The organism is Verrucosispora sp. WMMD1129 (assembly GCF_029581255.1).
GTDB lineage: Bacteria > Actinomycetota > Actinomycetes > Mycobacteriales > Micromonosporaceae > Micromonospora > Micromonospora sediminimaris.
In genome coordinates this window covers 18,458-31,381 of record NZ_CP120741.1, presented here as the reverse complement: position 1 = coordinate 31,381, position 12,924 = coordinate 18,458, and the positions used below count along the sequence as shown (strand labels likewise).

Annotated in this window: 12 protein-coding genes; 4 read left to right on the top strand and 8 right to left on the bottom strand. The window is 71.2% G+C overall.

The window, feature by feature from the left end; translation table 11 throughout:
• Positions 1–97 precede the first annotated feature (97 nt).
• Complete coding sequence (locus O7624_RS00150) at positions 98–649, top strand: DUF1772 domain-containing protein (protein WP_282238395.1); 552 nt, start codon at positions 98–100, stop codon at positions 647–649.
• On the opposite strand, the gene O7624_RS00145 is transcribed toward O7624_RS00150, so the two are convergent.
• The 5 genes from O7624_RS00145 to O7624_RS00125 all read right to left on the bottom strand — a co-directional run bounded on the left by O7624_RS00145 (position 615) and on the right by O7624_RS00125 (position 7,597).
• Positions 615–1,484 (bottom strand): sugar ABC transporter permease, encoded by an 870-nt coding sequence (locus tag O7624_RS00145; RefSeq protein WP_282240791.1) that lies wholly within the window; start codon positions 1,482–1,484, stop codon positions 615–617. The two genes, O7624_RS00150 and O7624_RS00145, sit on opposite strands and share 35 nt — an antisense overlap.
• 83 nt (positions 1,485–1,567) lie before the next feature.
• Positions 1,568–2,605: an ABC transporter ATP-binding protein gene (locus O7624_RS00140; RefSeq protein WP_282238394.1), complete on the bottom strand. Its 1,038-nt coding sequence runs from the start codon at positions 2,603–2,605 to the stop codon at positions 1,568–1,570.
• Entirely contained in the window at positions 2,602–3,927 is a 1,326-nt protein-coding gene (locus tag O7624_RS00135; protein WP_282240790.1) for a sugar ABC transporter substrate-binding protein, read from the bottom strand. The genes O7624_RS00140 and O7624_RS00135 overlap by 4 nt, the downstream gene beginning before the upstream one ends.
• A gap of 2 nt (positions 3,928–3,929) precedes the next feature.
• Positions 3,930–4,781 carry a carbohydrate ABC transporter permease gene (locus tag O7624_RS00130; RefSeq protein ID WP_282238393.1) on the bottom strand — a complete coding sequence of 284 codons (852 nt, stop codon included), beginning with the start codon at positions 4,779–4,781 and terminating at the stop codon, positions 3,930–3,932.
• A 26-nt stretch (positions 4,782–4,807) separates the two neighbouring features.
• On the bottom strand, positions 4,808–7,597 hold the full coding sequence (locus O7624_RS00125; protein WP_282238392.1) for an exo-alpha-sialidase: 2,790 nt from the start codon (positions 7,595–7,597) through the stop codon (positions 4,808–4,810).
• Positions 7,598–7,751: 154 nt separating this feature from the next.
• Between O7624_RS00125 and O7624_RS00120 the strand changes: the two genes are divergently transcribed.
• Positions 7,752–8,618, top strand: a complete 867-nt coding sequence (locus tag O7624_RS00120) for a pentapeptide repeat-containing protein (protein ID WP_282238391.1) — start codon at positions 7,752–7,754, stop codon at positions 8,616–8,618.
• An 84-nt stretch (positions 8,619–8,702) separates the two neighbouring features.
• Here the strand turns inward: O7624_RS00120 and rnhA are convergent, their stop codons facing one another.
• Positions 8,703–9,182 carry a ribonuclease HI gene (gene rnhA, locus O7624_RS00115; RefSeq protein WP_093405601.1) on the bottom strand — a complete coding sequence of 160 codons (480 nt, stop codon included), beginning with the start codon at positions 9,180–9,182 and terminating at the stop codon, positions 8,703–8,705.
• 62 nt (positions 9,183–9,244) lie between these two features.
• Between rnhA and O7624_RS00110 the strand changes: the two genes are divergently transcribed.
• The gene (locus O7624_RS00110) at positions 9,245–9,781 is read left to right on the top strand and encodes a GNAT family N-acetyltransferase (RefSeq protein WP_282238390.1); all 537 of its coding nucleotides are present in this window, start codon (positions 9,245–9,247) and stop codon (positions 9,779–9,781) included.
• On the opposite strand, the gene O7624_RS00105 is transcribed toward O7624_RS00110, so the two are convergent.
• Together O7624_RS00105 and O7624_RS00100 are read right to left on the bottom strand one after the other, a co-directional pair.
• Positions 9,775–11,049, bottom strand: coding sequence for a lycopene cyclase family protein (locus O7624_RS00105; RefSeq protein ID WP_282238389.1), 1,275 nt, complete (start codon positions 11,047–11,049; stop codon positions 9,775–9,777). The genes O7624_RS00110 and O7624_RS00105 overlap by 7 nt on opposite strands.
• A gap of 144 nt (positions 11,050–11,193) precedes the next feature.
• Positions 11,194–11,781, bottom strand: coding sequence for a hypothetical protein (locus O7624_RS00100; protein WP_282238388.1), 588 nt, complete (start codon positions 11,779–11,781; stop codon positions 11,194–11,196).
• 578 nt (positions 11,782–12,359) lie between these two features.
• On the opposite strand from O7624_RS00100, the gene O7624_RS00095 reads away from it, so the two are divergent.
• The gene (locus O7624_RS00095) at positions 12,360–12,848 is read left to right on the top strand and encodes a hypothetical protein (RefSeq protein ID WP_093405611.1); all 489 of its coding nucleotides are present in this window, start codon (positions 12,360–12,362) and stop codon (positions 12,846–12,848) included.
• Positions 12,849–12,924: the final 76 nt, after the last annotated feature.

Below are 12,924 nucleotides of genomic sequence, written 5' to 3'. Positions count from 1 at the left end.
GTCGCCGGACGGCAGCTGACCCACAGTCGCCGACCTAGCGTTCGTAGCGCAACGGACCGACCGCGCCCGGACGGGCGCCGAACCGGTAGGAGGACCGGTGTCTCGCAGCAGACTGACCTGGCTCGGCCTGATCGCGCTGACCTGGGCGGCGATGATGTCGTTCGGCGGCGTGGCGGCCGAGACCGTGATGCTCTACCCGAACATCTTCCACGACGCCCCGGCATCGCTGGAGCGCGCCCGCGACTTCCTGAGCGTCAGCGGCCCGAGCGACTACTTCCCGCCGCTGGGCGCCTCGGTGGTGCTGCTCGGCGGCGCCACCACGGTGCTCACCTGGCGAGATCGCCGGCTGCGGTGGTGGGTCGCCGCCGCGACCATGGTCTTCGTCGCGTGTGAGTTCCTCTTCTCGGTCGTCTTCTTCTGGCCCCGCAACGAGATCATGTTCGTCGATCCGGTGGGCGCCCACTCACCGCAGTACCTGCGCCAGGTGGCGGAGGAGTTCGTCGCCGGGCACCGGGTGCGGCTCGCCGGTGGCGCGGTGACCGCCGCGCTGGCCTTCACCGCTCTGCTGCGCTGGGCCCGTAACGTCGCTGGAGAGCAGGGGCCCCGCGCCACGGTCACACCTGGTAGAAGCGACGGTAGCGGCGGATGAGCCGCCACTGCACGAGCACCGCCGCGACGGTCAGCAGCATCATCACCAGAGTCGCCGCCGCCGCGTAGCCGTACCGCAGGTACTCGAATCCGGTCTGGTAGACGAAGAGCGACAGGTAGGTGGTGGCGTACGGCGGGGGGCCGCCGTCGGTCACCACGAACGCCGGCACGAAGGTGAAGTGCAGGCTGGCCACGGCGTCGCGGACCGCCAGCAGGGCGAGCACCGGAGCCATCAGCGGCAGGGTGATCCGGCGGAAGACGTCCCAGCCGGTGGCGTCCTCGATGGCGGCCATCTCGTACACGTCGCGGGGCAGCGCCCGCCGGGCGGCCAGCAGCACCACGAAGGTCTCCCCCATGGTGAACAGGCTCATCAGGATGATCCCGGCGCGGGCGCTTGTCGGGTCGGTCAACCACTGCGGCGGGGTACGGCCCAGCGCGGTCAGCCCGTTCTCCCCGCCTACCCGCAGCAGTTGGTTGATCGGCCCGTACAGCGGGTTGAACAGCCAGAGCCAGAGCAGGCCGTACGCGATCTCCGGTACGGCGGTGGGCAGCAGCGTGGCGGTGCGGGCGGTGCCGACGCCGGCCGCCCGGCGGTGCAGCAGCAGCGCCAGTCCCAGCGCCAGCAGCACCCGCAGCGGCACGGCCACCAGTGCGAAGACCACCGAGTTGAGCAGCGCCACCCGGAAGATCGGGTCGTCCAGCAGGGCGGCGAAGTTGTCCAGCCCGGCCCAGGTCGGCGGACGCAGCAGGTCGTAGTCGGTGACCGACATGCCGAGCGTGACCAGGGCCGGCACCAGCACCAAACCGACCAGCCCGATCAGGTACGGCGTCAGCATCAACGCCAGCTGCCGCCGCGCCCTGGTGTCCGGGCTGCGCACCGGCCGGGCCGCTCGCCGGCCCGGTGCCGCACCACTGGCGCTCACGGCTGGTACCGGCGACCGGTGGCGGCGTGGAACAGGTGCGTGTCCGCCCACCGTACGTCGAGGCGTACCGTCGCGCCCCGGTCGGGCCGGCGGGCCGCCGGCACCCGGGCGACCACCTGTTGTCCGGCGGCGAGGCGGAGGTACGCGAAGGCGTCCTCGCCGATCACCTCGACCCGGTCGACGGTGGCGGGGGTGCCCTCGGTCGAGTCGAGCGCCACGGCCTCCGGTCGGAACCCGATCTCCAGCAGTGCCTCGTCCGTGAGCGTGGGCGCGTCGCCTCGTGGTCGCAGCGGGCCGTCCGCCGGCAGCAGGTTCATCGCCGGTGAGCCGACGAACCGGGCCACGAAGCTGCTCGCCGGGGTGCGCCAGATCTCGTCCGGGGTGCCCACCTGCTCGACCCGCCCGTCGCGCAGCACCGCGATCCGGTCGGCGAGCACCAGCGCCTCGGTCTGGTCGTGGGTGACGTGCACCATTGTCGCCCCGATCCGGTCGTGCAGGGCCCGCAGCTCGGTCCGCATCTCGGCGCGCAACGCCAGATCCAGGTTGGACAGCGGCTCGTCGAGCAGGAACACGTCCGGCTCGCGGACCAGCGCCCGGGCCAGGGCGACCCGTTGACGTTCCCCGCCGGAGAGCTGCCCGGGCCGGCGGTCGAGCAGCCCGGCGCAGCCCACCGTCTCGGCCGCCGCCCGGGCCCGTTCGCGCGCCAGCCGGCGCGGAATGTCGCGTACCTCCAGCCCGAAGGCGATGTTCTCGACCACGGTCAGGTGCGGGAACAGGGCGTACGACTGGAAGACCATCGACACGTTGCGGCGGCCGGGTCGCTCCTCGGTGACGTCGCGGCCGGCGATGCGGACCCGACCGGCGGTGACCGGTTCCAGCCCGGCGACCACCCGCAGCACCGTCGACTTGCCGGCGCCGGAGGGGCCGAGCACCACCAACAGCTCACCCCGGGCGACGCTGAGGTCCACCTCGTGCAGCACGGTGGTGTCGCGGTAGGCGGCACTGACCCCGTCGAGGACGAGCCCGTCGCTCACCCGTTCTCTCCCCGGGCGAACATCGGCCGGCTCTTGGCGTCCAGCTCGCGGATCACGTCGTCGAGCTTGTCGCCCCGATGCATGGCGTTCTCCAGGATGCCGTAGCTGAGGTCCTCGATCTCGGGCCAGGTGGAGACGGTCGGCAGGGCCCGGACGGTGGGGATGGCGTCGAGGAAGACCTGCGAGTTACGGGGCGGCTGATCCGGGTCCAGGAACGCGGGTGAGCGGGACACCTCCATGTGCGACGGCACGGTACGCCCGGTCGCGGCGATGATCCGCTGTCCCTCCTCAGACATCGCGTACTCCATGAACCGCCACGCGGCGTCCTTGTTCCGTGACCCGCGGGTCATGCAGTACGCGTCGGAATGCAGCACCCCCACCGGCTGCCGGTAGACCGGCAACGGTGCGACATCCCACTCGAAGCCGGTGATGGTGCGGAAGTTGGTGGTGGCTCGGCGGGAGGTCATCAGCATGGCGAGCCGGCCGTTGAGGAAGCGTGACTCGTCGTCCTCCGCCTCCACCTCGGCGTCGCTGGGCACCACCCCGTACGCCTGCCGCAGGTCGATCAGGTTCCGCAGCGCCTCGCGGGCGGCCGGGCTGTCCAGGGTGAGCCGGGTCGGCCGCTCGAGGTCGTCGACGATCTCACCGCCGTTGGACCAGACCAGCGGGGCCAGCCGGATGATCGACGGCTCCACGCCGAGCCCGTGCACGGCGGGCAGCCGAGCCGCCCCCTCGGCCTCGGTGCCCTTGATCACCAGCCCCCGGTCGTCGCGGGTCATCAGGGTGGCGGTGGTGACCAGGTCGTTCCAGGTCCAGCCGGCCGTCGGCTCGGGCACCCCGTACTCGGTGAACAGGGTGCGGTTGTAGTAGACGGCGAGGCTGGAGACGTTCTGCGGCAGGCACAGTTGGGCGTCGTCCCACCGGAACGCCTCCATCGCCACCGGGTAGTAGTCGGCCGGGTCGAGCACCGAGGAGCCGGCGATCCGCTCGTCCAGCGGCTCCACCACCCCCTTGGCGGCGAACTGGCCGTAGAAGCGGTAGTTCATCAGGAACAGGTCCGGTGGTGCGCCGCCGGCCACCGAGGTGGCGAGTCGGGCCAGCAGGTCCTTGCGGTCGCTGGCCTCGATCAGCTGGATCCGCTCGCCGGACCGGGCCTGCTGGTACGCCTCGATCAGGGTGCGGTACGCGCCGAGTTCCTCCGGGGCGCCGAACACCAGCAGCTTGACCGGATCACCTGAGGACGACCCGCCGCCGGAGCCACAGCCGGTGAGGGCGAGCAGGGCGCTCAACGCGAGGGCGGACAGGGATCTGATTCGCACGATGGTCATCCCCCGGATCGGTCGTCGTGGTGCAGGAAACGCCGCTGCGCCAGCGCGAAGACCACAAGCGCGGGCACCGTGGCGATCACCGCCCCCGCCAGGAAGACGGGAAAGTTGGTCGGGTCCAGCAGGGACAGCGACCGCAGCGCCAGCGGCAGGGTGAACAGCTCACGGTCGTAGATGTAGATCAGCGGGTCGAGAAAGTTCGACCAGGTCAGCACGAAGGTCAGCGCGGTCAGCCCGGCGGTCACCGGGCGCACCAGCGGCAGCGCGACCCGCCACCAGGTCCGCAGCGGTGACAGGTCCTCCACCAGGCAGGCGTCGTACAGGTCGGCCGGCAGGGCCCGGAAGGCCAGGTAGTAGACCAGCACGTAGAGCGGCGAGGTGCCAAGCAGCGCCGGGGCGATCAGAGGTACGAGGGTGTCGGTCAGCCCGAGCAGCCGAAAGATCGCGAAGCGGGGCACCAGCAGGGCGGTCGCCGGCACCATCAGCGCGACAAGCGAGGCGGCCACCACCACGGCGGTGACGCGCGGCGCGATTCTGGCCAACGCGAAGCCGGCAAGTGCGGCGACCAGCACGCTCAACGGCACCGCCACCACGGCGACGAGCAGCGAGTTGAGCGAGGCGCGCAGCAGGCCGCCGAGGTCGAGGGCGCGCTCGTAGCCGGTCGTGGAGAGCGGTTCGGGCACCAGCTGCGGCGTCGGGGACGGTGGCAGGCCGGGCTCGGTGAGGGAGCCGGAGACCAACAGCAGCAGGGGCGGAACGAAAACCAAGAGGACGAAGACCGCGCCGAGCGTACGCCACAGCCGGGCGGCCCGTTCGGGCAGCGGTGAGGGGCCGCGAGCGCGACCCCTCACCAATGTTGTGCCGATGATCGTGTTCCTTACTTCAAGGTCATTTTCCAGGCGCCGAGACCGTGCGAGGCAGCGTAGAGGATCCGCTCGCCGGGCACGATGGTCAGGCCGGCCACCTCGACGTTCGGCATGCCGCGAGCCGCCTTGGTCCAGGACTTCTTGCCCTTGGGCAGCAGCAGCACCCCGAAGTCGGTGGAGGCGTACAGGTCGCCGGTGACGTCGTCGCGGACCAGGTCGGTGATCGGCTGGTCCCCGAAGTCGTACGACCTGTCGCTCCAGGTCGCCCCGTCGGCCGTGGCCGTCACCTCGAAGGCGTGGCCGGGGGTGGTCGGCGTGTTGGAGCCGTACCCGCTGTAGGAGATCCACGCCCGGGCCGGATCGGCCGGGTCGATGTGGATGCTGGTGACGAAGCGGTTCGGCGTGGCGGCGGTGTCCACCCGGGTCCAGGTCACCGCGGCGGCCGGTTCCGCGTCGACGTTGCGGCTGACGAAGACCCGGCCGGTGCTGGTGGCCGCCCAGGCGGTGGAGCTGTCGGAGTCGACCCGCTGGATGACCGACACCGCGCCGCCGGCCCGGTCGCCCCAGCCGGTACCGGTCAGGTTGGTGGTGCCCAGCGGCTCCCAGTCACCGCAGTCCTCCTCGTAGGTGCCGGTCCAGGAGTTGCAGATCCGGTCGGCCTCGGCCAGGCTGCGGTCGCCCAGGCCGAAGGTCTTGGTGCGGTACGCGGACAGTCCGGTGCCGGCGAACATGGTGCCGCTGACCTTCGGGTCGCTGATCACCGGGGCGTAGAACAGGCTGCCCGGCTGACCGTAGATCGGGTCGGCGGTCCAGATCCAGCTCGCGATGTCACCGTTGGCGAAACTCACCTCGGGCGAGACGTCGTAGTAGGTGTGGAACCGGAACTCGGGACGGGCGACGTCCCAGCCGGAGGCCCCGCCGTCACCGATCATCGTGTTGACCCAGCGCTGCCGCTGGCCCTTGTTCTCCCAGGTGCCGTTGTCCTGGGTACCGCCCTGCAACAGGTTCACGTCGTGCGGGCTGGCCGAGAGGCTGATGAACTGCAGGGTGTTCATGCCCTTGTTGACGCCGTCCAGCTTCGACGGGATCTTCGACAGCATCTGCCGGCAGCGGTCCTGCTGGCCCGGCTTGGTCAGGTTGCGGTCCGGGTTGTCGCACCACGACGAGCGGTCGACGAACTCACCGCTGGAGCGCATCACGCCGCCGTCGCTGGCCTCGAAGAACTGGTACGGGTTGCGCGGGTTGGTGACCAGGTCGTGCTGGTCGGGGTGCAGGCCGTTGGGGTGCAACTCGTCGGTGCCGTCGTAGGTCATGTCGGTGCCGCTGACCCCGGCGTCGGTGGAGAGGATCACGGCCCGCTTGTTGGCCACCGTCTCGCCGTACACGTAGGAGCCGCCGGTGTAGACGATGTCGGGGTGCCCCGCCGGGGTGTGCACGAACACGTCGTACCAGCACTGGCCGGTGCACTGGTTGTAGGTGGCGAAGCCCGGATCGGCCGGGTTGGAGCTGGTCAGGTCGGTGAACGTCGGCGATCCGGCGGCCACGTCGTCGCTGCGGAACAGCCGCGAGTACGGGGTGCCGGTGTTGCCCTCGTAGACGTACATCCGGGTCTTGCCACCGGGCAGGGCGGTCACGTCGATCGCCGGCCGGGTCTGGAACATCGCGGCGTTGAGCGACGGCTTGATCTGCGTCCAGGTCGCCCCGGCGTCGGAGGAGCGCCACACCCCCCGGGCGTACGAGCTGGCGTAGACGATGTTGGCGTCGCGCGGGTCGAGCTTGACCTGGCGTACGCCGCGCGGCGAGCAGGTGGCGGTGTTGTTGTACTCGGCGGCGCTGCCGGTGCAGGCGGTGGCGTCGGCCGAGCCGTTGTGGATGAACTTCCAGCTCTTGCCGCCGTTCGTGGACTTGTACAGGCCCCACTTCTCGGCGTCCGGCACCGGCCGGGTGACCCCGGTGCAGCAGGAGCTGGACATGCCGCGCAGCGCCGTGGTGGTGGCCACGTAGAGCGTCTTGGGGTCGCCGGGCTTGATGGTGATCTCACCGATGCCCTTGCCGCCGAGGACGTCCTTGCCGAGCGGGCCGGACCAGGTCAGGCCACCGTTGGTGGACCGGTACAGGCCGACGCCGGCGACACAGCCGGAGCCGCAGGTGTTGGCCTCGCCGGTGCCGACGTAGATGGTCAGGCCGGTGCGGTCGTTGCGGTCGATGGTCACCGCGCCGGCGGCGTTGATGCCCAGCGGGCCGCCCAGGTAGAACCACTTCGGTTCGGCGGCGAGGATGTTCAGGGTGCCCCAGACGCCGCCACCGGCCGGGGTGACGTACGCCCGGCAGAGCAGCTTCGAGCAGTCGGGGCTGATGTCGATCGAGGTGACCCGACCGCCCGCGACGTACTCGTTGGGCACGTAGTTGAAGGCGTTGCGGTACTCGGTGAACGGGTAGAGCGCCTCGCTCGGGCCGATGTTTGTCCAATGCCGGCTGCCCTTGAACCGCTTGTCGGCGGCCTTGAAGGCCGACTTGGACCGGTCCAACTGGGCAATGGTGATCGCGTCCGCGGGGTAGGCCCGCTCCAGGAACGCCTGCTGGGCGGCGCCGCCCGGCCCGTCGGGGGACATTCCGCTGTCGCCCGGAACGGCGCGGCGCAGCCGCTCCAGGTGGGTGCCGAGCGCGTTGGGCATCTCCCCGCCGACCGCGACGGGTGCCGGCACCTCGGCGCCGGCGAAGTGAATTCCGACCAGACCCGTCGACGCCACCAGGGCACCGACCGCCAGGCCAACAAGAAGATGGCGACGTCTACGCTTCACGAGGGTTCCTCCGGCATGACGGCGTCACCGCAGCGCGGCATCCGGATTGGCGACCGTCGCTGGCAGCGTCCACGCAGGAATATGTCAGAGAGATCCACCGCAGGCAATAGAGCTGTTAGACGTTATCCAACCGCCGCCAGGAGGGACGGACCGGATGTCCGAGGAGGGTGGGCCGGCCGGGGACGAGCTACGGGCCGACTGTGCCCGCTGCTTCGGCCTGTGCTGCGTCGCCCCCGCCTTCGCCGCGTCGAGCGACTTCGCGCTCGACAAGCCCGCCGGCCAGCCGTGCCGCAACCTGGGAGCGGATTTCGGCTGCACCATCCACGCCGAGCTTCGCGAACGGGGTTTTCCCGGCTGCACCGTCTTCGACTGCTTCGGCGCGGGTCAGCGGGTCGCCCAGGTCACCTTCGGCGGTCGGGACTGGCGCGAGGAGCCGCGACGCGCACGGCAGATGTTCGACGTGTTCGCGGTGATGCGCCCGCTGCACGAGCTGCTGTGGTTGCTCACCGAGGCGCTGCGGATGAGTCCCCCAGCCGACCTGCGGGCGGGGCTGGCAGCTGCGCTCGCGGAGACCGAGCGGTTGACCGGTGGCGACCCGCAGACGTTGCTCGCCACCGACGTCGACACGCATCGGGCGGCGGTCAACTCGCTGCTCTCGCGTACTGCCGCGCTGGCCCGCGCCCGGGGCGGAGCTGGCGCCGACCTGCGTGGCGCCACGCTGGTCGGCCGCGACCTGCGCCGCACCACCCTGCGCGGGGCGAACCTGCGGGGTGCCGCGCTGGTCGGCGCCGACCTGCGTGGCGTGGACCTGGCCCGAGCCGACCTGACCGGCGCGGACCTGCGCGGGGCCGACGTGCGCGGGGCCGACCTGTCCGATGCTCTCTTCCTGCACCGGTCACAGGTCGACGCCGCCCGGGGCGACCTGCGGACCCGGTTGCCGGGACGGATCAGCCGCCCGGCCCACTGGTCACACCTGCCGCTCGCCTCGCCGAGAACGTCGCGGCGCGGCCGGCGCCGCTGACCGGTACGAGACGACGGCCCGGCGCGGCCCCGGCGCGGCGCGGCCCCGGCCCAGCCCGGCCCCGGCGCGGCCCGGTGCGATCGGTCAGCGGCGAACTGGCGCGGCGGCCTTCCGCGCCTCGTTCATGCCCTGGTTGGCCAGCGCGTCGGCCCGCTCGTTCTCCGGGTGCCCGTTGTGGCCCTTCACCCACAGCCAGGTGATCTGGTGCCGGGCGCAGGCCGCTTCCAGCCGCTGCCACAGGTCGGCGTTCTTCACCGGCTGCTTGGCGGCGGTCAGCCAACCGTTGCGTTTCCACGACGCCAGCCAGCTGGTGATGCCGTTGCGCACGTACGTGCTGTCGGTGTGCAGTTCGACGGTGACCGGGCGGGTCAGGCTCTCCAGCGCCTCGATGGCGGCGGTCAGCTCCATCCGGTTGTTGGTGGTCGGGTCCGCTTCCCCGCCGCGCAGCTCACGCTCGTGGGAGCCGTAGCGCAGCACCGCGCCCCAGCCGCCCGGGCCGGGGTTGCCGCTGCACGCCCCGTCGGTCCAGATCCGCACCACCCGGCCGGCCGTCTCGTCCACCATGGCGGCAGACCCTACCGTCCGCGGGCCCCCGGGTCGCTCGACGGGCCGTTAGGGTCGGCGGAGTGAGTGATGTCGTGACCGAAAGTCGGCTGCTGATCCGCCCGGCGGAGCCGGTTGACGCGCAGATGCTGCACCGTTTCATCGTCGAGCTGACCGAGGCCGAGCAGTATCCCGGCGAGGTGGCGGCACAGCCGGCGGACGTGGCGAACGCGCTGTTCGGCGACCGGCCGGTGGCCGAGGCGGTGGTGGCCGACATCGCCGGTGACCCGGTCGGTTTCGCGCTCTACTACCCCACCTACAGCACCGTGGCCGGCCGGCCCGGCATCCATCTCGAGGACCTGTACGTCCGGCCGGAGCATCGCGGCGATGGCGTCGGTCGGGCGTTGCTGGCCCACCTGGCGAGGCTGGCCGTGGCACGCGGTTGCGCCCGCCTGGAGTGGTGGGTGCTGCGTACCAACGATCCGGCGCTGCGCTTCTACCGACGGCTGCACGCCCGCACCGTCGACGAGATCGACGTGCTTCGGCTGGACGGCCCGCAGCTGCGGGCGCTCGCCGCCGACCACCACCGGTCCGAGGCCGACTCCGCTGTGGCTCAGTGACCTGGGGCGTCGACGTTCGGCGACTCGCTGTCGACGACGGGCGGCGGCACGGTCCACGCCGGCTGGCGCGACGGCGCGAGCCGGTCGCGTAGCCGACCGACGGCATCGGCGACGGTCGCGGTGACCATCGGTCGGAGACGGGTGGAGCGCATCACCGCCAGGTCCTCGGCCACGGTGGTGTCACCGTCGAGGAAGCGCAGCACCCGGCTGGCCGGGTTGCGCTCGAAGAGGCGGCCGAAGAACTCCGGACCGTCGACCAGGCCACCGTTCAGCGCCCGCAGCGCGACCGCATCCATCCACCGGTGCCGGTCGGGGTACGCGGACGCCGGCACCGGTGGCCGCCCGGCGGCGACGGCCCGGGCCACCTGTTCGGCCTGACGGTGCATCGCCGAAAAGGTGAAGCCGGTCGAGGGCCGGGTGGCACCGCCCGCCGTGCCGAGCCGTACCACTCGCGGCGTGGGCCGGACCACGAACGGGCCGTCGGTCATCGGGATGACGCCGTTCTCGACCTCGGCGACCGTGAGCCGGGCCGGGTCGAGACCGAGCAGGTCGCGGTATCCGGCCAGCGCCGCGTCGTACGCCGCTCCGGTCAGCAGGTGGGGTGAGAACTCGGTGTACTCGACCAGGGCGTACCGACTGTCGACGGGCAGCACGTAGCCGAACGAGACCCCCCGGGCAGGCTGCGGGGTGCGAAAGTCCATCAGGACCGCCCGCGCCGGGTCGAAGACCGGTCGGTCGGCTCTCAACCACCAGCCCCGGAAGTGCTGCAACCAGTTGGTGCGGCCGGGCCGGTGCGGTGGCCGCGGCCGGGAGTCCAGCAGCCAGCCGGCCCGCAGCAGCGGTCGACCCTCGGCGGTACGCACCAGCACCCGTTCACCATCGTCGTCGACGCTTCCGGCAGCGGCGACGATCCGGGTAACGCCCAGGCGTCGCTCCGCCGCTGCGGCCCGCTCGTAGATCGGGCCGGAGCGCAGCATCGCGTACCGCAGCGGAGTCAGATCCAGGGCGTGCTGCGTGTCGGGCGTGACCACCTCGACGCGTGACCAGCTGGCGCTTAGCAACTCGTCCAGGTCATTGCCGGGCCGGCCCCAGAACGCCCAGGTGCGGTCCTGCCCACGTCGGTGCACCGGATCGACGACCGCGATCCGCACGTCGCGTACGCGGTGCCGAGCCAACGCGGCCAGCACCAGCGACGCCGCCCCACCCCCGCCCACCAGGGCGAGATCGACGTCAACCGGCGGGGAGTCCATCCGATCACGCTGCCACATCCGCAGGCCGGTCGGATGCGCAGGGGGCGGTGCCGACTTCTTGGGCCGGTCCTCAAACGCCGCAAAGCCCGCTGGCCGGCACCCGGGGTGTCGGGTGCCGGCCAGCGGTTTTTGGTTCCCCCTGTGGAGGAATGTCTTCGGTTGTCAGCTGGTCCAGTGCTGGGCGACGAGGTCGGCGGCCTGCTGTTCCCACTGGGCGTAGTGGTCGGGGTAGGCCGACACCTGCACGGTCTGCGCTGCTTCGGTGAGGGGCATGTCCTGCCAGCCGTCGACCTGCTTCAACCCCTTCAGGAACGCCAGGGTCGAGTACTCGGGGTCGGTGATCTGCTCCACCGTGCCCCAACCCGACGACGGGCGCTGCTGGAACAGGCCCTGCGAGTCGTGGTCGTTGCGGTCACCCAGGTGACCCAGGTTCTCCAACTTCGACTCCTGCAACGCCGTCGCGATCGACACCACCGCGGCCCGCTCGTCCATCCCGGCCTTCTTCGTCGCCGCGATGATCGCCTTCACGTTCGCGATCTGCTCGTCGTTCAACTCGATCATCGACTGGTTGCTCGGGGCGCCGTGCGGCAGCAGCTTGCCCATGTCCGGCTTGTCAGCCTGCACCGCCGCGACCGGGACGGTCTTGACCGGGGTGACATCGGCGTGGGCGGCCACCGGACCAGCGAACAGACCACCGGTGAACGCCAGACCCGCGATACCCAGCACGCTCTTCCGCAGCATCGTGTTCATGACAAAGCTCCAATCGGGGGTCGACGCACGCACACCGAGGGAGACGGGCGCACGCACGCAAGCACCAGCACAAAAGGCGCTCAAAACAGAAGGGGGAAAAGATCTCCGGGACGCGGGGCCCGAGGGGCCGCTCCGCATCGCCGCGACCATGTCCAACGACCGCCGGCCCGCCATCATTCCCGGGGCCACCCGCCGTGGCGGGCAGTCTTTCACGGCCGTTCGCGAGTGTTCAACGACCGGCCGGTCCCCACCATTCCCCAACCCCCTCCCCCGGAACCCGACACCCCACCCCAAACCCCCCGGGACCATTGGGAGGGCGCTCGCAGGCTGGGGCGCGGGTGTAGGCCACCTGGGCATCGCGCCCACAACCCCAGCAGCCGGACACGGCGTACCCCGACCGCCCCTTCCGCGACGCCTACGGCGTCCGGGAGAACACCGGACGGCAACGAGGATTTCTCATTTTCACCGGATCGAGTCTCAAGGCCACCTAGTGTTGGGCACACCGGTGCTAGTCACGGAGTTGGCCACCCGAACGACGTCCCACGCAGTCAGCGGACGAAAAGTGAGGGAAGACGCGTATGAAGGCAAGAAGAGTTCTCATACCGGCGGCAGGTGGCATCGCTCTCGGCGCGCTGTTGCTGCCCGGCACCGCGCTGGCCGACACGACCGTGTCGCCGTCCACCACGCCGGTCGGCGGAACCGTCGTACTGACCGCGACGGGCTGCAACCCGAAATCAGGCGACGCGATCTTCCGCGTCACCGGGCCTGACCGCGACCAGAACGTTCGCTCCACCACGGCAGCCGCCGGTGGCGGGTTGAGCGCGGAGTTGTTCACCGCCGGTTTCACCCTCGGCACCTACACGGTCTCCGCGACCTGCGGCGACGGTACGGCCGACGGCAGTGCGACCTTCACGGTCACCCCGATCGGCGGTGCCGAGGCCGGCGGCCGTGACGACGACGGTGCCGGGACCCTGGCCACCGGCGCCACCCTGTTGGCCACCGCGCTCGGCGGTGCCGTCATTCTGGCCCGGCGGCGTCGCCACGCCGTCACCGCCGCGACCCACTGATCCACGACTCACCCCATCCCATCCTGCGACGGGTGCCCGCACCGTGCTCGACGGTGCGGGCACCCGAGGTGGCACC